This is a genomic window from Halanaerobium sp. MA284_MarDTE_T2 (genome assembly GCF_003337245.1).
Lineage (GTDB): Bacteria > Bacillota > Halanaerobiia > Halanaerobiales > Halanaerobiaceae > QPJE01.
On sequence record NZ_QPJE01000026.1, the window covers coordinates 1 to 19,933 of the forward strand.

Annotated in this window: 15 protein-coding genes and 1 other annotated feature; all 15 genes read left to right on the plus strand. The window is 34.8% G+C overall.

The genetic code is table 11. The features are described 5' to 3' along the window. The first annotated feature begins 188 nt into the window (after positions 1 to 188). The 15 genes from DFR78_RS09745 to DFR78_RS09810 all read left to right on the plus strand — a co-directional run bounded on the left by DFR78_RS09745 (position 189) and on the right by DFR78_RS09810 (position 19,926). Positions 189 to 1,295 carry a peptidoglycan DD-metalloendopeptidase family protein gene (locus DFR78_RS09745; RefSeq protein ID WP_114458655.1) on the plus strand — a complete coding sequence of 369 codons (1,107 nt, stop codon included), beginning with the start codon at positions 189 to 191 and terminating at the stop codon, positions 1,293 to 1,295. 296 nt (positions 1,296 to 1,591) lie between these two features. Beyond that, positions 1,592 to 3,778 carry a heavy metal translocating P-type ATPase gene (locus DFR78_RS09750; RefSeq protein WP_199505601.1) on the plus strand — a complete coding sequence of 729 codons (2,187 nt, stop codon included), beginning with the start codon at positions 1,592 to 1,594 and terminating at the stop codon, positions 3,776 to 3,778. A 13-nt stretch (positions 3,779 to 3,791) separates the two neighbouring features. Beyond that, on the plus strand, positions 3,792 to 4,163 hold the full coding sequence (locus tag DFR78_RS09755) for a helix-turn-helix transcriptional regulator (RefSeq protein WP_199505602.1): 372 nt from the start codon (positions 3,792 to 3,794) through the stop codon (positions 4,161 to 4,163). A 119-nt stretch (positions 4,164 to 4,282) separates the two neighbouring features. Further along, positions 4,283 to 4,753: an NADH-quinone oxidoreductase subunit NuoE gene (nuoE, locus tag DFR78_RS09760; protein WP_114458657.1), complete on the plus strand. Its 471-nt coding sequence runs from the start codon at positions 4,283 to 4,285 to the stop codon at positions 4,751 to 4,753. Positions 4,754 to 4,810: 57 nt separating this feature from the next. Further along, positions 4,811 to 5,179: a ferredoxin gene (locus tag DFR78_RS12440; RefSeq protein WP_147267766.1), complete on the plus strand. Its 369-nt coding sequence runs from the start codon at positions 4,811 to 4,813 to the stop codon at positions 5,177 to 5,179. 21 nt (positions 5,180 to 5,200) lie between these two features. Beyond that, the gene (gene nuoF / locus DFR78_RS09765) at positions 5,201 to 6,715 is read left to right on the plus strand and encodes an NADH-quinone oxidoreductase subunit NuoF (protein ID WP_147267767.1); all 1,515 of its coding nucleotides are present in this window, start codon (positions 5,201 to 5,203) and stop codon (positions 6,713 to 6,715) included. Between the two features lie 16 nt (positions 6,716 to 6,731). Further along, positions 6,732 to 9,428 (plus strand): formate dehydrogenase subunit alpha, encoded by a 2,697-nt coding sequence (fdhF, locus tag DFR78_RS12175; RefSeq protein ID WP_255416541.1) that lies wholly within the window; start codon positions 6,732 to 6,734, stop codon positions 9,426 to 9,428. Between the two features lie 189 nt (positions 9,429 to 9,617). Then, a complete protein-coding gene (locus DFR78_RS09775; protein ID WP_158531756.1) occupies positions 9,618 to 10,226 on the plus strand; it encodes a molybdenum cofactor guanylyltransferase in 609 nt (202 codons plus the stop codon). A gap of 116 nt (positions 10,227 to 10,342) precedes the next feature. Then, positions 10,343 to 10,574: a binding site (T-box leader), on the plus strand. Positions 10,575 to 10,621: 47 nt separating this feature from the next. Beyond that, positions 10,622 to 13,273 carry a valine--tRNA ligase gene (locus DFR78_RS09780; protein ID WP_114458660.1) on the plus strand — a complete coding sequence of 884 codons (2,652 nt, stop codon included), beginning with the start codon at positions 10,622 to 10,624 and terminating at the stop codon, positions 13,271 to 13,273. 264 nt (positions 13,274 to 13,537) lie between these two features. Beyond that, complete coding sequence (locus tag DFR78_RS09785) at positions 13,538 to 14,431, plus strand: DMT family transporter (RefSeq protein ID WP_114458661.1); 894 nt, start codon at positions 13,538 to 13,540, stop codon at positions 14,429 to 14,431. A 270-nt stretch (positions 14,432 to 14,701) separates the two neighbouring features. Beyond that, the gene (gene panB, locus DFR78_RS09790) at positions 14,702 to 15,553 is read left to right on the plus strand and encodes a 3-methyl-2-oxobutanoate hydroxymethyltransferase (RefSeq protein ID WP_114458662.1); all 852 of its coding nucleotides are present in this window, start codon (positions 14,702 to 14,704) and stop codon (positions 15,551 to 15,553) included. 76 nt (positions 15,554 to 15,629) lie between these two features. Further along, on the plus strand, positions 15,630 to 16,580 hold the full coding sequence (locus tag DFR78_RS09795; protein ID WP_114458663.1) for a hypothetical protein: 951 nt from the start codon (positions 15,630 to 15,632) through the stop codon (positions 16,578 to 16,580). 73 nt (positions 16,581 to 16,653) lie between these two features. After that, positions 16,654 to 17,889 (plus strand): Glu/Leu/Phe/Val dehydrogenase, encoded by a 1,236-nt coding sequence (locus tag DFR78_RS09800; RefSeq protein WP_114458664.1) that lies wholly within the window; start codon positions 16,654 to 16,656, stop codon positions 17,887 to 17,889. Positions 17,890 to 17,906: 17 nt separating this feature from the next. After that, entirely contained in the window at positions 17,907 to 19,076 is a 1,170-nt protein-coding gene (locus DFR78_RS09805) for a M24 family metallopeptidase (protein WP_114458665.1), read from the plus strand. A 175-nt stretch (positions 19,077 to 19,251) separates the two neighbouring features. After that, positions 19,252 to 19,926, plus strand: coding sequence for a GntR family transcriptional regulator (locus DFR78_RS09810; protein WP_114458666.1), 675 nt, complete (start codon positions 19,252 to 19,254; stop codon positions 19,924 to 19,926). Positions 19,927 to 19,933: the final 7 nt, after the last annotated feature.

Sequence of the window (19,933 nt, forward strand, 5' to 3'; positions counted from 1 at the left end):
GTTTTAAATGCTTTTATTGTTGTGTTTAGAAGACTTATTTTAGTATTTGAAACATGTAAATTGGAAAATATTATATGCTTTTTGTGTTACAATCAAAACATCTATTGGTAAAAAAGACAATAAAGTTTTAAATAAAATTTAAATGAAGCAGTGAATAGAACAAATAAATTAATTTGGGGGAAATTACATTGAAAAAAGGTCAGCGCTTAATTGTTTTTTTAATTATATTTTTAACAATGGGTTTATCAGCCTACACTAATTCTATGGCTTTTAATAATTATTATGGTGGAAGATACCCTCTAGAAAATAGGAATAACGGCAGCAGTACAAATAGAGCTGAAAGACCCCAAATAAAAAAAGACAATAGACCTGTTGAACAAGATAAAAATATTGATAAAAAAAATTATACTGAAAATGATAATGATTTTATTAATACAGATAAAGCATTTACTAAACCACCTGAAATTGAAAGTGATTTAGGTGATGATCTAAAAAAAATGGACAGAGAAAAAAATATTAACTTATCACCTGAAAGACCGGAAATTGGAGAAAAAGAAAAAGTTTTTAAAACTTCTGGAAAACCAGATTTAATAGACAAAATGAAGATACATACTGTAAAAAGAGGAGAAACTCTCTGGGATATTGCACATAAATATAATATAAATATTGATACATTAATTGGTGCAAATGATATTGCAAATATGAACAGTATCAAGCCTGGTCAGGAATTAAAAATCTTACCGGTTAAAGGAATACTTTATAGAGTTTCACCAGGAGAAAGTATGTCTGAAGTTGCATCTAAATTTAATATAAGTTTAAAAAAGATAATTGAAGATAATAACATAGAAAATCCAAACAGAGTCGAAATTGATAAACTATTAGTTTTAAGAGGTGCTGTACCGGAATTCAGCTACAGAGATCGACTGGAGAAAAAATTTATTAAACCGATTAATACAAGGATAACTTCATATTATGGTATGCGCTGGGGCAGGATGCATGAAGGTATTGATTTTGCAGCTCCAATGGGAACTCCAATAAAAGCAGTTTCTTCAGGTCGGGTTGTATACAGCGGCTGGGCCACAGGGTATGGCTACTGTGTTATAATCGAACATCAAAAAGGTCTGAGAACCCTATATGCACATAATTCTAAACTTCTTGTACGGGTTGGAGAACGAGTAGGAAGAGGAGAAATAATTTCTAAGTCAGGAAATACTGGAAATTCCACCGGTCCACATCTTCATTTTGAAGTTCAGGTTAATGGACGGCCTGCCAATCCATTAAATTATTTAAATTGAAGCATAATAAGTATAAGTATGGTTTTTGCCCTAATTTTTTTCAGCATCTGTTAGTATATTTTATTATGGCATATTAAAAATTAACATCTCTGTATTAAATCCAATTGAATATTATTGACTAAAAATAAATTCTCTGCTGTAAAGGGCAGAGGATTTTTAATTTGTTGTAACCTGGCAGTATTTTTGAAAAATATTTAAATAGACTTGACAGTAGAAACAATTTTAAATATAATAAGTTTAGCAAACATATGAATAATTGTTCAAATATAGTTATAAAAATTTATGGAGGGCGAAAAATGGGGACTAATCTTCAGATGGACAAAAAAACAGAAGAAAAAGTTGAAGCCAAAAAAAGAAAAGAGCAGTTTGAACTGGAGGGACTAAATTGTTCCAACTGTGCTTTGAAGATAGAAGATGAGGTAACAAAAATAGAAGGACTGGATAATGTTAAATTAAATTTTGCCACTTCTACAATAGATGTTGAAGGTGATGAAAATCTTTTAGAAGATGTGGAAAAGGAAATTCAGTCTATTTCTAATCGAATTGAACCAGGAGTAAAGGTTAAAAAAAGAAATAAAGGTAAAAATCAGAAAAGTAATAGCTTAGAAGAAAATAAAGATAGTTTATCAAATGATTTTTTAAGTAAAAATTGGAAGATAGTTTTAGGGTGTATCTTCTTTGCCGCTGCCCTGGTGACAGGATATATTGATTTGATTAATTTTTCTCGACCAGATTTAATTTCTCTATTCTTTTTTGTAACAGCTTATTTCCTTATTGGTTGGCCTGTAATCAATGCAGCTTTAAAAAATATAGGCAGAGGACAGATTTTTGATGAAAACTTTTTAATGCTGATAGCCACTGTAGGAGCTTTTTCTATTAGAGAATATCCTGAAGCTGTTGCTGTTATGCTTTTTTATATGATCGGAGAACTTTTTCAGGATAGAGCAGTTAATCAATCGCGCCGTTCTATTAAAGACTTGATGAATATAAGAGCTGATTATGCAAATGTTGTTGTTGATGACAGTATTATACAGGTAAATCCAGAAGATATAGAACCTGGAGACCATATAGTTATAAAACCGGGAGAAAAAGTTCCACTTGATGGAAAAATAATTTCTGGTTCTTCCAGTATGGATACTTCGGCTTTAACTGGTGAATCATATCCGCGCAGTGCAGAGATAGGTGATGAAGTATTAAGCGGAATGGTAAATCTGAAAGGTCTTTTGAAGGTTAAGGTTACAAAAGAGTACAGTGATTCTACTGTGAAAAAAATACTTGATCTGGTTGAAAATGCCAGTTCCAAAAAAGCTTCCACTGAAAAATTCATAACAAAATTTTCTCGTTATTACACCCCTTTTGTTGTATTTTCCGCTCTAATGGTAGCAGTAATTCCACCATTATTTTTAGGAGGCAGCTTTTCTGAATGGTTTTATAGATCGCTTATTTTTCTGGTAGTTTCCTGTCCATGTGCTCTGGTCGTATCTATTCCCCTTGGCTTTTTTGGTGGAATCGGACTGGCTTCCAAAAAAGGAATACTGGTTAAAGGTGGCAACTTTTTAGAAGCATTGAATAATGTTGATAAAGTTGTATTTGATAAAACTGGAACTCTTACTAAAGGGAGTTTTAGTGTAGTTGATATTATACCTGCAGATGGGTATAATAAGAAATATATTCTTAAAACTGCAGCAGAGGCAGAACAGTTTTCTAATCATCCAATAGCTAAATCTATTCTGGACGCATATGGGGAAAAAGAAAATCTGCTAAATGATGCTGAATTTGAAGAGATATCCGGGGCAGGTATTAAAGCAGAATTTGATAATAAAATAGTTATGGCAGGTAATGAAAAACTTATGAATCAATTTTCTATAGATTTTAAAGAAGTTTTGGAAGAAGGTACAGTTATTTATCTTGCTGAAAATGATCAATTTATTGGCCATATTCTAATAAATGATGTTTTAAAAGAAGATGCTGAAAAAACTGTAAAAGAACTAAAGAGTATGAACATAAAAGTATCTATGTTGTCTGGAGACCGCAAACTTGCTGCTGCTCAAATAGCTGAAAAGCTTTCCCTGGATAGTTATTATTCAGAACTGCTGCCAGGAGAAAAAGTTAAAAAAATAGAAGAGCTTTTAGATAATAAAGGTAAATTAATTTTTGTGGGAGATGGAATAAATGATGCACCGGTTTTAGCAAGATCAGATATTGGTGTTGCAATGGGAGCTTTGGGATCTGATGCAGCTATAGAAGCAGCCGATATTGTTTTAATGACAGATGAACCTTCTAAAATTCTTACTGCAGTCAATATTGCCAGGAAGACGAAAAAAATTGTCTGGCAGAATATATATATGGCTCTGGGAGTAAAAGGTATAGTCATGATTCTTGGTGCATTTGGATCTGCAACAATGTGGGAAGCAGTATTTGCTGATGTAGGAGTTGCACTGCTGGCTGTATTTAATGTTATGCGTATTTTAAAATCTGATTAATGGAGTGTTAAAAATGATTGAACAGCAAAAATACTGTGATGTATGTGAAGTTTTTAATCCAGATAACAGTGTGGTAGAAATGATGAAAGAAAAGAAGCTGGATGATGATGTAATCTACGAATTATCAGAACTTTTTAAGACAATGGGTGATCCAACCAGAATTAAAATTTTATATGCTCTTAAAGAAAGAGAACTGTGTGTATGTGACCTGTCCGAACTTTTAAATATGTCTTCTTCTGCTATATCTCACCAGTTGAGAATTTTAAGAAATAATAAACTGGTTAAGTTTAGAAAAGAAGGACGTTCAGTATATTATTCTCTGGATGATGACCATGTGATATGTCTGTTTGGACAGGGCCTGCAGCATGTACTGGAAGATAGATAATTTTTATATTTTTAAAAATGCAGAAAAATCCAAAAAATTATAATTAAAAAGAAGGAAAATATTAAATCACATTGAATATATTAATTAACATTAAATATTTTAATTAAGGAGTCTGATGTATGGATAAAATAGAACTGAGTAAGGTCGATACGATATTGGATGATCACAGAGGGAAAAAGGATAGTTTGATTACCGTACTCCAGAAATCTCAGAATGAATTAGGATATCTGTCAAAAGATACACAAAAATATATAGCAGATGAAATGAAAATACCTTACAGCAAATTGTATGGAGTGGTAACTTTTTATTCACAGTTTCACCAAAAACCGCGCGGAAAATATATTGTTAGAGTTTGTGAAGGAACCGCCTGTCATGTAAGAGGTGGTGATAAGGTCCTCGAAGCCCTTAAAGATGAACTTGGTGTGGACAGGGGAGAAACCACTAAAGACCTACTCTTTACTCTGGAACCGGTGGCCTGTCTTGGGGCCTGTGGACTTGCACCGGTTGTAATGATTAATGATGAAAGTTATGGGAGAATGACCCCTGAATCAATAGTAGAAGTTATTAATGAGTATAGAAACAAGAATTGAGAAATATATCACTAATAAACCCCATGTGGGGTTTATATTTATTTGGAGGTGTAATTAATGAAATCTTTTTCTGAATTAAAAGAATATCAGAATGAAATTTCTGAAAAGAAAAAAAATAATCAAAAAATTGACGATAAACCTGAGATAATAATAGGTATGGGAACCTGTGGTATTGCAGCAGGCGCAAAAAAAATACGCAATGCAGTTGTGGATGTAGTTAAAGAAAAAAATCTGGATGTCAAAATAACAGAAACCGGCTGTATCGGTATGTGTGAAAAAGAACCACTGATGGATATAAAAATGCCCGGTATGGAGAGAGTTACATATGGTGAGATTGAAGAAAGTGATGTTAAAAGAATAATTAACAAACATGTATTTGAGAAAAAAATAGTTAAAGAATTTGCAATTGCTAGAATTTTAGAATAATTGTGAGGAAGGATAGATTTGATGAAAGAATATACTGCTATAAAGGAATTACCATATTATGAAGAGTTAGATTTTTATAAAAAACAAAAGAGAATAGTACTGCAAAACTGTGGTTTAATTGATCCAGAAAAAATAGATGATTATATAGAAAAAAAGGGTTATCAGGCTGCTGCGAAAGCAATAACGCAGATGAAAAGTAAGGAAATAATAGAAGAAGTTAAAAAATCTGGTCTCCGCGGCCGTGGAGGTGGAGGATTTCCAACTGGACTAAAATGGCAGTTTGCAAAAGATGCAGAAGGTGAGAAAAAGTATATAGTATGTAATGCAGATGAAGGAGATCCAGGAGCATTTATGGACCGCAGTTTGCTGGAAGGGGACCCACATAAACTTCTGGAAGGTATGATGATAGCTGCTTATGCTATTGATGCTGATGAAGGATATATTTACGTCAGAGCAGAATATCCTCTAGCGATTAGAAGATTAAAAAAAGCTATTTCTCAGGCAGAAGAGCTGGGCCTACTTGGAGAAAACATTTTTGGAACTGAGTTTAATTTTAAAATTCATATTAAGGAAGGTGCCGGAGCTTTTGTATGTGGAGAAGAAACTGCACTTATGGCATCAATAGAAGGTAAGAGGGGAACTCCAACTTCCAGACCACCTTATCCGGCTCAGAGTGGTTTATGGGGCAAGCCGACTAATATAAACAATGTTGAAACATATGCTAATATTCCCTTTATTATTGATAATGGGGCAGAAGAATTCAATAAATTTGGTACAGAAAACAGCAGTGGCACAAAAGTTTTTGCTTTAACCGGTAAAATAAAAAACACCGGTCTGGTAGAAGTTCCTATGGGATTGAGTTTAAGAGATATAATTTACGATATTGGTGGTGGAATTACTGATGATAAAGGATTCAAAGCTGTTCAAACCGGTGGACCTTCAGGAGGATGTATTCCTGCTGAACAGCTGGATCTTAAAATAGATTATGATTCTTTAAAAGAAATTGGGGCAATGATGGGTTCAGGTGGAATGGTTGTAATGGACGAAGATACCTGTATGGTAGATGTGGCTCGGTTTTTTCTAACATTTACTCAATCTGAATCATGTGGAAAATGTACGCCCTGCCGACTTGGAACAAAGAGAATGCTGGAAATACTTGAGAGGATTACAGAAGGTGAAGGTAAAAAAGGTGATATTGAGAAGCTTGAACAGCTGGGAAAAGTTATTAAGGAAGCTTCTCTATGTGGACTGGGCCAGACTGCTCCCAATCCAGTATTGACTACAATTAAATATTTTAGAGACGAATATGAAGCACACATAAATGATAAAAAATGTCCGGCAGGACAATGTGATGCACTCAAAGGAAGTTATGTTATTGATGAAGATCACTGTATCGGCTGTGGACAGTGCAAAACAGTATGTCCGGCTGATGCAATAACGGGAAAAAAACAGAAAGCCCATACTATAGATCCGGAGGCCTGTATCAGCTGTGGTGCATGTGCAGAAGTTTGTCCAGTTAATGCAATTTCTAATTGAAGGAGGAGTTCAAAAATTGAAAGAGATAATAATTGATGGAAATAGTTATAAATTCGACCCCGGTCAGACTGTTTTAGAAGTTGCCAGGGGAAATGATATTGATATTCCAACACTCTGTTATAGTGAACATTTAAGTATAACAGGTGCATGTAGGATGTGTCTTGTAGAAAATAAAGAAAACGGCAGTTTGGAGACAGCCTGTACACTCCCAGCCAGAGATGGACTGGAAGTAGAAACCGATAATGATAAAATTTATGACGCCAGAAAAACAGTGCTTGATTTAATTTTATCAGATCACCCAATGACCTGTATGACATGTGAAGCCAATGGTGACTGTCAGCTGCAGGATCTTGCCTATCAATTTGATATAGAAGAATCATCTTATGGAAGTAAAAAAGAAGATAGATTTGAACTGGAGGAAAGAAACTCCTTTATAGTGTATGATCCAGATAAATGTATTCTCTGTGGAAAATGTGTTAGAGCAGATAGTGAACTACAGTGTTCTGATGCAATAGAATTCAGTGAAAGAGGATTTAAAACAAAAGTTGCAGCAGCTTTTGATGAAGGACTGGGAGGAGAGGATTCCAGCTGTGTTTTCTGTGGACTGTGTGTAGAAAATTGTCCAACCGCAGCTCTTTCCTATAAGCCTGCCAGAAAAAAAGGCCGTGAGTATGAACTCAGGAAACAGCGGACAACATGTGGTTATTGTGGAGTTGGCTGTCAGGTAGAGTTAAATATTAAGGGGAATGAAGTAATAAAGGTTGATTCTGTTTATGATGATACTGCTCCAAATCCAGATGGTGAGATGTGTGTTAAAGGAAGATTTGCCTATGGATTTATTGATAGCCCTGACAGATTAAAGTATCCTCTTATAAAAAAAGATGGAGAATTTGTAGAAAGCAGCTGGGATGAGGCTCTAGATTATATTGCTGATAATTTAAGCAGGATAAGAGATGAACATGGTGGTAGAGAGATTGGAGCACTGAGTTCTGCCCGCTGTACAAATGAAGAGAATTACATTATGCAGAAATTTATGAGAGCAGTGATGAAAACCAATAGTGTAGAACACTGTGCTCGGTTGTGACACTCCTCTACTGTGGCTGGTCTAGCCAAAAGTTTTGGTAGTGGAGCAATGACAAATTCTATTGATGAAATTGCCGGTAATGATCTTATTTTTGTAATTGGTTCTAATCCTACAGAAAATCACCCGGTAATCGGAGCAAAAATGAAAAGAACAGTAAAAAATGGAACTAAATTGATTGTAGCTGACCCACGCCGAATTGAACTAGCTGAATATGCAGATATAGTTATTCAGCAGAAGCCGGGTACCGATATAGCACTGTTAAATTCTATGATGAATGTAATAATTGAAGAAGGCCTGGAAGATACTGAATTTATTGAAGAACATACTGAAAATTATGAAGAGCTAAAAAAGATTGTTAGCTTTTATCCACCGGAAAAGGCAGAAGAAATTACTGGTGTTCCTGCTGACACAATAAGAGAAGCAGCCCGATTATATGCTTCTCAGGATAAATCAGCTATTTACTATGCAATGGGTATTACACAGCACAAATCCGGAACAGAAAATGTAACATCTATTACATCACTGGCAATGCTGACTGGAAATGTAGGACGAAAATCAACCGGGGTGAACCCTTTAAGAGGTCAGAGCAATGTTCAGGGAGCATGTGACCTTGGAGCACTGGCAAATGTTTATCCAGGCTATCAGTCAGTGACTGATCCAGATATGAAAGATAAGTTTGAAAAAGCCTGGGGAGTTGAAGGCCTTTCTGATGAAGTAGGTTTAACAGTAGTAGAAATGTTCAGAGCAATTGATGAAAATAAAATTAAAGCTCTTTATATTATGGGAGAAAACCCTGCTTTATCAGATCCGGACCAGGGACATATAGAAGCAGCGTTAGAAAAGGTGGAATTTCTTGTTGTACAGGATATTTTCATGACAGAAACTGCTGAATATGCAGATGTTGTTTTACCAGCTGCCTGTTTTGCCGAAAAAAATGGTACATTTACAAATACAGACCGCAGAATACAGAAAGTAAACAAAGCTGTAGAAGCTCCAGGAGAGGCAAAAGCAGACTGGGAGATTATCTGTGAACTTTCCAATAAAATGGGATATGAAATGGATTATAATTCTACTGAGGAAATAATGGAAGAAATAGCTGAATTAACTCCTATCTATGGAGGAGTACATTATGACCGCCTGGATAAAGAGAAAATTCAGTGGCCCTGCAGAGATAGAGAAGATAAGGGTACACAGTATCTTCATAAAGGTGGTTTTATTAGAGGTAAAGGTAAATTTTATCCCTCCCACCATATACCTTCTATTGAAAAGGCAGATGAGGAATATGAATTTATTATGATGACAGGAAGAATGCTCTATCATTACCATACAGGTACAATGACCAGGAATTCTCAACCTATTGATGAACATGTACCAGATGCTTATGTAGAAATTAATGCAGAAGATGCAGAAAAAATGGGAATTAAAAATGGAGATAGAGTAAAGATCGGCTCGCGCCGGGGAGAAATCGAAACAAATGCTGAAATAGTTGAAACAGTTCAGCCAGGACAGATATTTATGCCTTTCCATTTTGCTGAAAGTCCTGCCAATCGCTTAACAATGGATGAGCTGGATCCGGAAGCTAAAATTCCCGAATTAAAGGTAACAGCAGTAAAATTACAAAAGACATAAGAAAAATATAACTATAATAGATTGGGGCAGCACTATTCTGGCTGTCCTAATTCTGTTTTTATCTAAAAAATATGGTATAATAAAAATTAAATCACTAAATACTCTATCGTTAAATTTCCAACTAAAAACAGTTATATATTAACTTAAAAGTTGAGTGACATATAATTAATTTTGGGATGTGAATTGATATTGAAGATAAATGCTATTTTGCTTGCTGGAGGAGAAAGCAGCCGCTATGGAGAAAACAAAGCCCTCCTCAGCTTTAAAAATAAGCCGCTAATTGAATATGTGTATAACAAATTAGACAGTCACTTTGATAATGTTATTATTATTGGTCCTCCAAAAACTTATAGCTTTATTGCAGGTGCAGAAATTAGGGAGGATATTATAAAAAATAAAGGGCCGCTGGGCGGACTTTACACAGGATTGTATTATTCCAGTACAGAATATAATTTTTTGGCTGGATGTGATATGCCATTTTTGGATGATGACTATTTTTCCTTTTTAGAAAAAAAACTACAGAAAGAATTAGTTCAAAATAAATATGAAATTCTGGTTTCAGAATATAATGGTTATTTAGAACCTCTGGCAGCAATTTATAGCAAAAATCTTCTGGATAAAATAAAGGCCAGCCTTTTCAGCAGTGAGCTAAAAATAAAATCAATTTATAATAAAAGCAGAATAAAAATTATTAAAGAAGAAGAACTTGACAGTTTTTTTAATCTCAAAAAATTATTTTTTAATATAAATTATCCTCAGGATAAAAAAGCAGCTGAGAATTTTTTAGATATCAATTAGCTTAGTAGTTTATAATGCTGTTAAGTAAAATACAAAAAATATGGAAACTATCAGCAGCTGAACTTGACATTTGAGCGCTGAATACTGTATTATAAAAACAATACTAAAAAATATAATTAAAGACTGTGACGGGGAGGAGTAGTTTTAACTTATCCAAAAGAGAGCGGAATTCGTCGGCTGAAAGATTCTGCAGGGTAATAAAATGAATGTCGCCTCTGAGTTGATTACATGAAATCAGTAGTGTAATTCGGTAAAAATAATTATCGTTAACAAAAGGAGAGCTGTCAGGCAGCATTTTTTGCCGGCAGAATTAAGGTGGTAACGCGAAAAGACTCTTTCGTCCTTAAGTGGATGAAGGAGTTTTTTTAGTTTAAATATTTTTAGGAGGTAGAGAAATGGAAAATTTAGAAAAAACATATGATCCAGCAAAAGCTGAAGATAGGTGGTATAATTACTGGATGGAAAATAATTATTTTGCGCCAGCAGAAGATCCTGAGGGAGAAATGGATACTTTTAGTATAGTTATGCCTCCCCCAAATATTACCGGACAGCTGCATATGGGCCATGCACTGGACAACACACTGCAGGATATTTTAACCCGCTGGAAAAGGATGCATGGTTATCGCGCTCTCTGGCTGCCCGGGACAGATCATGCTAGTATAGCAACCGAAGTAAAGGTTGTTGACAAGCTGAAAAGTGAAGGGATAGAGAAAGATGAAGTCGGCAGAGAAGGATTTTTAGAAAAGGCATGGGAGTGGAAAGAAGAGTATGGAGATCAAATAACAAATCAGCTTAAAAAACTGGGTTCATCCTGTGACTGGAGCAGAGAAAGATTTACAATGGATGAAGGCTGTTCTGAAGCTGTTAAAGAAGTTTTTATAAAATTATATGAAAAAGAATTGATTTATCAGGGTGATTATATAGTTAACTGGTGCCCCAGCTGTCATACTACACTTTCTGATATTGAAGTTGAACATGAAGAAAAAGAAGGTAAATTTTATCATATAAAATATCCATATAAAGATAGAGAAGGATTTATTACTGTTGCTACTACAAGACCTGAGACAATGCTGGGAGATACAGCTATTGCCGTACATCCTTCTGATGAGAGATATAAAGATCTTATTGGAGAAAAAGTTATCCTCCCACTGATGGATAGAGAAATAGAAATAATTGCAGATGAATATGTAGATAGTGAATTTGGGACAGGTATGGTTAAAGTAACACCTGCTCATGATCCTAATGACTTTGAAATAGGCAGACGTCATGACCTGGAAGTTATTAAAGTAATTGATGAAGATGCAAATATGTCGGAGAATGCAGGTAAATATGCTGGTCTTGACCGCTATGAGTGCCGCAAAAAAGTTATTGAAGATCTGACAGAATTAGGATTACTTATTAAAACAGAAGATCATGTGCACAATGTGGGAGAATGCTACCGCTGTGACACTGTAATTGAACCACTTGTTTCCAAACAGTGGTTTGTAAAAATGAAACCACTTGCAGAACCAGCCATTGAAGCCGTTAAAGATGGTACAATTAAATTTGTTCCTGAGAGATTCAGCAAAGTTTATATGAATTGGATGGAAAATATTCGAGACTGGTGTATTTCTCGTCAGCTCTGGTGGGGACACAGAATTCCTGTCTGGTACTGTAATAACTGTGGTGAAGTAATTGTTGCTAGAGAAGAACCGGATGAATGTCCATCCTGTCAGAGCAGTAATTTAAAGCAGGATGAAGATGTACTAGATACATGGTTTTCTTCAGCACTATGGCCTTTTTCTACACTTGGTTGGCCTGAGAGTACTGATGATTTGAGGAGCTTTTATCCAACAGATGTTCTTGTTACAGGAAGAGATATTATTTTCTTCTGGGTGGCAAGAATGATTTTTATGGGTCTTGAATTTATGGATCAAGAACCATTTACCGATGTTTATATACACGGCCTTATTAGAGATTCACAGGGTAGAAAAATGAGTAAATCACTGGGCAATGGAATTGACCCACTAGAAATTGTAGAGAAATATGGTGCTGATGCTTTGAGATTTACTTTAATTACCGGTAATACCCCGGGTAATGATATGCGTTTTAGAGAAGAAAGACTGGAAGCCAGCCGTAATTTTGCCAATAAAATTTGGAATGCATCAAGATTTATTTTAATGAATATGGAAGATTTTGAACTAGATCAAGTGGAAGAAAATGATTTAAAGCCCACACTTGCAGACCGCTGGATTGAAAGCAGATTAAATACAGTGGCTAATGAAATTGATGAAGCTTTAGAAAATTATAATTTTGGAGAAATGGCAGGCAGTCTATATGACTTTATCTGGAATGAATTCTGTGACTGGTATATTGAACTAATTAAAGCCAGACTCTATCAGGATGAGGATCCAGATGCAAAGCTGACAGCACAGTATTATGGTTTAACTGTTCTGGAAAAAATACTGCGTCTGCTTCATCCGGTAATGCCTTTTATTACTGAAGAGATATGGCAGAAACTCCCGGGAACTGATGGCAGTATTATGAACTCTGACTGGCCAGAAAAAACAGAATCTGATACAGATATAGTTTCTGAGGAAAAAATGCAACTTATAATGAATGTGATTAAATCGATCAGAAATATTAGAAATGAAATGAAAGTTAATCCCGGGAAAAGGATAAAAGCACTGCTCTCTGCAGGAAGTAAAAAAGCTGAAATTCTGGAAGAGGGGAGAGAATATATTGAGAATCTGGCCCGTATAAAAAATCTTACTATTGAAGGAGAAAATATAGATAAACCGGATAAAGTTTCTACGGCAATAGTTAATGAAGTTGAAGTAATACTTCCTTTAAAAGGAATGATAGATTTAGATAAAGAGCTTAAAAGACTGGAAAAAGAAATTGAAGATGTTGAATTTGAAATTAATCGGGCTAAAGGTAAACTGAACAATGAAGGTTTTGTAAATAAAGCCCCTGAACATCTTGTAGAAGCAGAAAAAAAGAAACTGCAGGAATATAAACAGAAAAAAGAAAAACTGATACAGAGGCTTGGGGAACTTAAAGATTAAATTAAGAAAATAGCAAACAGAGCGTAAAAAAAAGTGGTTTTTTAAACACAATAAATAAAATAATATTTTTATTAAAAATTAACAGCTCCTGACTGATATTTGGGGGCTGTTTTTTCTTTTAATTTTGTGAAATAAAGAACTTTCAAAAATATGCAGGAATCTTATTGAATAATCAGAATATATATAATATAATACAGTCGACAAACGACATTATAAATAATCCTGGAAATGCAGTAAAATAAAAAAAGAAATGAGTGGTTACTTTTGAGTGACTATTATAAGGGAGTTTTATTCGCACTTTTTTCTGCATCCGGTTTCGGTATTGTACCGATAATGGCTATATTTGCCTATAATGGAGGAGTAGGAGTGTTCACACTGCTCTTCAGCCGATTTTTACTCGCTTCTTTGATCTTATTTGTATTTATTTTTTTTAGGAAAAAGAAAATAAATTTAGATTTAAAAAATACACTGCTTTTATTTATACAGGGTGGAGTAATTTATGCTTTATTTAGTATGCTGTATTTTACATCTGTCAAGATAATATCTCCTTCTCTGGCAGTTTTGATCTTTTATACATATCCTATAATTGTTGCAGTTTTATCTTTTATACTTGAAGGAGAAAAGATAAATGCAAAAATAATAATCTCTATAATAATATCATTTGTCGGTCTGGTTTTACTGCTGGAGGGACAGTTTCAGGATGTAGATAAAGCCGGAATACTTATGGCTGCTGGTGCTGCTGTAAGTTATGGAATTTATACTATATATGGCAGCAGAATGCTGAAAAAAGTTTCTCTTATGGTAACAACTGCTTTTGTAAGTCTATTTGCTGGTATTTCATTTTTTGTAATAGGTTTAATTACAGACAGGCTGCATTTTCAATTTGAGAGCATTAGCTGGATTTTCATTATCATAATAACCTTTATAACTGCAGGTGGATTTCTAGCATTTTTTGCAGGAGTAAAATTAATCAAGCCAACTTTTGTTTCTATTTTAAGTATGATAGAGCCAATTGTAACTATAATTTTATCGGTGATTTTGTTTTCAGATAAATTTTCTTTCGTACAGGCAGTGGGAATTATCCTTGTTCTGTCAGGAGCTTCATTGATTTTTATAAAGAAAAATATTTTGAAAAATATTAAATTTTCAAAAAAATAAGAAGGAATATTTTAAAACATGTTGAATATAAACCATAGAGACGATTGTCGACAAACGACAAAATATAATTAAAAATATTGAATTAGAAGGCAATAAACTTTTTTAAATAGATTTTTAATGAATATTTAAATTACATATGAACTTAAACATATTTAAGGTGGTGATAAATTAGCTAAATATTAGGTCAAAAGCAGAGTTTTTTCTAAAAATTTGCTGTATTAATTATCACGTGTTCTGAAAAAGTACAATAAACTAATAGGAGGAATACATATGCCCAAGAAAAAGTCAATTTTAGATTTTATGAAAATGAAAGAAGAAGGAGAAAAAGTAGCCTGGATCACAGCCTATGATTTTCCAACAGCTCAATTTGCAGAAAAAGCAGGTATGGACATGATTTTAGTTGGAGATTCACTGGGAATGGTAGTTAAAGGATATAAAGGAACAGTACCAGTAACAATGGATGACTGTATAGCCCACAGTCAGGATGTAAGAAGAGGAGCACCAAATGTATTTACAATAGGAGATATGCCGTTTGGTTCATATCAGAGCTCACCGGAAGCAGCAGTTGATAATGCAGTACGTTTTCTCAAAGAAGCAGATATGGATGCAATTAAGCTTGAAGGTGGAAGAAGAATAGCAGATAAGATAAAAGCGATTTCCGAAGCAGGTATAGTAGTATTCGGCCACATAGGATTAACCCCACAGAGTTCAGGGCAGCTGGGTGGATTTAAAGCACAGGGTTTGACAGTAGATAGTGCTAGAGATCTTATAAAAGATGCAGTGGCCGTAGAAGAAGCAGGAGCCAGGGCAATTTTACTGGAAGCAGTACCACCGGAAGTGACAGAATTTATCACCAAAAAATTAACAATACCTGTATATTCAATCGGAGCAGGTCTACCCTGTGATGGACAGCTTCTAATCTGTGGAGACATGCTGGGAATGTTCCAGGCATTTACACCTAAGTTTGTCAAAAAGTATGCAAATGTGGCAGAAGTAGAGATAAATGCATTTAAGGAATATATAAAAGATGTAAAAGAAGAAAAATTCCCGGATGATGACCATGTATACCATATTAAAGATAGTGTAGAAGATTTTGAAAAGTTGTTTAATGAGTTTAAATAGAAGTCAGCTGTAATAAAAAAAGTTAAAGTAAATCAAGCTGTAAATATATAAATAAAAACCAGGGAGGAATAAAAAGATGGCTTTTAAAGATATGGAAAAGTATTTAAATGATAAGACATCATTTTCAGTAAGAGAAAGATTTGATATACCTGATTCAGACAAAAGATTTGATGGTGGAGCTCACTGTCGAATAGAGATTTCTGGTATAGAAAATGTAGATAATTTAGAAGCAATGATAGATGAAGCTGATAAAAGAGGTGTAACAGTACACAGAGTAATTTCCCTTGTAAAAGGAGCTTCACTGCTTGATGATGCAGAGCTTAAAGAATTTGCTAAGCTGGGTGCAGCACACAATCTTGAACTTCTGGTTAATCCATCAGCAAACAGAGGCTGGGACAATGGTCGCCAGTATGTTACAGATGAAGGTTATGTATCAGGTATGAGATTAAGAGGTCATGATATGGCATACAATTATCTGAGAGAAATTGACCGCTGTCTGGAAGCCGGAATAAGAGGATTTTTAATAACTGATGAAGGTATGCTGAAATTGTTAAATGATATGCGTGATGAGGGATTAATTCCGGAAGAAACCAAGTTTAAGGTATCTGTATTTGCAGGACATGGAACAGCATTTGGCGGCAAACTGCTGCAGGATTTAGGGGCAGACAGCTTTAACCCACTGGCAGATATGACACTGCCGATGCTTGCTTCAATCAGACAGGGTGGAGTAGATATTCCTTTAGATGTATATATGAGTCTTGTAGAATCAATGGGTGGATTCCAGAGATATCACGAAGCTGGAGAAATAGCAAGAATAGCAGCACCTGTATATTTCAAAATTGAGCCGGGACCATCTGAAGAAGTACTATACAATACATGGATAGATGCTCAGAATCCAAATTATGGTAATAACCTGGCAAGACAGAGAGTAAAATTAGCACAGATAATTATGGAATGGGTAGAAAGATCTGACTATGACATTGTAACTAATGATTACAAAGAAGATCTAGCTATTCCTAAGCCATAGATATAGTTTTATTAAAGTGGCCTGGATATTTTGTCTGGGCCATACAGTTTACAATACACAAGGAGGTAATAAAATGGATAATGTATTTGAATCTGCTATGGATTCTCTCCAGAAAGCAGGAAAAATAGCAGATGTTAACCCTAAAGTAATGGAATATTTATCACGACCCAAAAGGATTATAGATTTTTCAATTCCTCTGAAGATGGATGATGGAAGTTTTAAGCTGTTTACAGCATATAGAGTTCATTATAATGATGCACTTGGGCCAACTAGGGATGGAACAAGATTTGTTCCTAATCTGGAAATGGACGAAGTAAAAGCTCTGGCACTATTTATGACAATTAAACATGCAGTGTCGGGTGTACCTGCAGGTGGTGGAAAAGGTGGAATTAAGGTTGATCCATCTAAATTAAGTGAATGGGAATTAGAAAGGCTGACAAGAGGATTTATTAGAAATCTAAAGCCTAAAGGTCCAAATGTTGATATTCCTGGTGCAGATATTGGTACTGATTATAGAACACAGTCCTGGATGCTGGATGAATATGAGCAGATTACTGGAGAACATAATCCACATGCAATCAATGATAAACCTTCAATTATGGGAGGTACAGTCGGTAGTGCTGAAGCAACCGGTCAGGGAATATTCTATGTAACTGAAGCAGCCTGTAAGGATGAAGGAATAGAACTGAAAGGTGCAGAAGTTGTAGTCCAGGGATTTGGTCAGGTTGGCGCCACAATCTCACGTTATCTTTATGATGCAGGTGCAAAAGTTATAGCAGTAAGTGATATTAGCGGTGGTTTTTATAATAAAAATGGTTTAGATATTCCTAAAATGCAGGAATATGTAAAAGAAAACAGAGTATTAGAGGGATATAAAGGTGCAGAAGAAATATCTAACAAAGATATTTTAGAAACAAAATGTGATCTTTTGATTCCTGCTGCAGTGCAGAATGTTATCAATAAAAATAATGCGGATAATATAAAGGCAGAAATGGTTGTAGAGGCTGCAAATGGACCAACAACCCCTGAAGCAGAAGAAATTTTAAACAGCAAAGGAATAAAGGTTATTCCGGATGTTGTTGCAAATGCAGGTGGAGCAATTGTCTGCCATTATGAAAGGATTCAGGGAATAACAGATGATTACTGGGATATGGATGAAGTAGAAAAAAGGTTAAAAAAGCAGATTCTAAATGCTTATGCACAGGCAAGAGCAGCAGAAGAAAAATATGATACTACACCACGTATAGGTGCCTGGATAGTAGCTTTAGAGAAAATTGCACATGCTGTAGAAATGAGAGGCTGGGTATAGAGTAAAGGAGGAAATATATGCTTTTTAGTGAATCAGAATATAAAAGCAGAGTAAAAAAGACTAAAAAAAGAATGGAAAAAGCAGGTATAGATGTTTTAATGTCTACTCATCCTGCAAATATGAATTACCTGACAGGTTATGATGGCTGGTCATTTTATGTACATCAGTGTGTACTGGTTTCATTAGATCAGGAAGAACCTGTTTGGATCGGCAGAAATATGGATGCTAATGCTGCTAAAGTGACAACATATTTGAGCAGTGAGAATATTAGAAATTATGCAGATGATTATGTTCATTCTCCGATAGGAAAACACCCAGTTGATTATATGGTAGATGTAATTGAGGAGAAAGGCTGGGAAGATAAGACAATAGGTCTGGAAATGGATCAATTCTATTTCACCCATAAAACATATGAAATTCTTGCTGAAAATCTGTCTAAAGCAGAATTTAAAGATGCCAATTTACTTGTTGCCATGGTAAGACAGATTAAATCTGCACAGGAAATTGAATTTATGAAAAAAGCCGGTAAAATAGCAGAAAAAGTTATGCAGACCGGTATAGAGTCAGTAGGTGTTGGAGTTAGAGAATGTGATGCTGCAGCAGAAATTTCTAAAGCTCAGATAAGTGGAACAGATGATTTTGGTGGAGATTATCCTGCAATTGTACCACTTATGCCGGCCGGTGATGGTATAGATGCTCCACACTTAACCTGGTCTGATAGAAAATACGAAAAAAATGAACCTATAATTTTAGAACTATCTGGATGTTATAATCGCTATCATGCTCCAATGGCAAGAACAGTATATCTGGGAGAACCTCCGAAAAGAATGAAAGAAATTACTGAAATTGTTGTTGAAGGTCTGGAAGAAACTCTTGACTTTATAAAACCTGGGGTTACATGTGAAGCAGTAGAAGAAAAGTGGAGAAACTCTATTGCAAAAGGTGAACTTGTAGATGCATCTCGTCTGGGTTATTCTTTTGGATTAAACTATCCACCTGACTGGGGAGAACAGACCGCCAGTATGCGTCCTCATGATAAAACTGTCTTAAAAGAAAATATGACATTCCATTTAATACCTATTATCTGGCAGGATGATATAGGGTTTGAAATGAGTTCAGCTATTCGAGTTACTGAGGATGGCTGTGAAGAATTTTATGATTTCCCAAAGAAGTTATTTACCAAATAAAACTTGATTTGTTGTACCTCGCCTGGCAGGCTGTCAGGTGGGGCACAAAATTCACAATAAGGCAGGATTTTGAAGATTATTATAGAATAATTATATTAGCGATTGACAGATCGGTAACCTGTAGGTAACTTGTAAAAAATTATTCTATAATAAAGAAGATTGCTGGGGGATAAAAATGGATATTAAGGAACGTTTTTCACACAGCAGCTTAAGTAATATGGTTGTTCAATATCTTAAAGAAGAGATATTTCTGGAAAATTATAAAGAAGGAGACCGTATTCTTGAAGCGCAGATAGCAGAAGAGCTTGATATTAGTAGAGCTCCAGTAAGAGAAGCTATTAAAGAATTGGAAAATCAGGGTCTGGTTGAAACAATTCCAAGAAAAGGTTCATTTGTAATTCAGTTAAGTCAAAAAGATATACAGGAACTTTTTAATATCAGAATAATGCTGGAAAATAGACTATTAGAAAAAATAATTAATGAAGATTTACTGGATGAAAAAGATTTTGATTATCTTGAAGGACTTGTTCAGGACATGATTAAAACTGCAGAAAGTACTGAAGATGAAAACAGAAAAGTTCTTGAAGTTAACAAAAGAGATGTTGCTTTTCATCATCATTTGTGGAAAAAATCAGAAAGCAAATGGACAATAAAAATACTGACCGGTCTGTATTTTCAGCTTCAGCTGGCAATGCTGATAGATGCCAAAAAAGAAGAGAATTTGGTTCAATCAGCTAAGCAACATTTTAATATAATCAAATCCTTAAAAGAAAAAGACTGTAAAAAGGCAAAAGAATCTTTAAGAAATCATATTATAACCCTTTCTCAGAAAGTTGAAAGCTGCAGCTGAGGGTTGT

Coding starts and splice junctions, on each gene's coding strand:
- DFR78_RS09755 (WP_199505602.1), top strand. CDS start 3,792: ATGATTGAACAGCAAAAATACTGTGATGTATGTGAAGTTTTTAATCCA.
- nuoE (WP_114458657.1), top strand. CDS start 4,283: ATGGATAAAATAGAACTGAGTAAGGTCGATACGATATTGGATGATCAC.
- DFR78_RS09805 (WP_114458665.1), top strand. CDS start 17,907: ATGCTTTTTAGTGAATCAGAATATAAAAGCAGAGTAAAAAAGACTAAA.
- DFR78_RS09750 (WP_199505601.1), top strand. CDS start 1,592: ATGGGGACTAATCTTCAGATGGACAAAAAAACAGAAGAAAAAGTTGAA.
- DFR78_RS09810 (WP_114458666.1), top strand. CDS start 19,252: ATGGATATTAAGGAACGTTTTTCACACAGCAGCTTAAGTAATATGGTT.
- DFR78_RS09780 (WP_114458660.1), top strand. CDS start 10,622: ATGGAAAATTTAGAAAAAACATATGATCCAGCAAAAGCTGAAGATAGG.
- DFR78_RS12440 (WP_147267766.1), top strand. CDS start 4,811: ATGAAATCTTTTTCTGAATTAAAAGAATATCAGAATGAAATTTCTGAA.
- DFR78_RS09800 (WP_114458664.1), top strand. CDS start 16,654: ATGGATAATGTATTTGAATCTGCTATGGATTCTCTCCAGAAAGCAGGA.
- DFR78_RS09795 (WP_114458663.1), top strand. CDS start 15,630: ATGGCTTTTAAAGATATGGAAAAGTATTTAAATGATAAGACATCATTT.
- panB (WP_114458662.1), top strand. CDS start 14,702: ATGCCCAAGAAAAAGTCAATTTTAGATTTTATGAAAATGAAAGAAGAA.
- nuoF (WP_147267767.1), top strand. CDS start 5,201: ATGAAAGAATATACTGCTATAAAGGAATTACCATATTATGAAGAGTTA.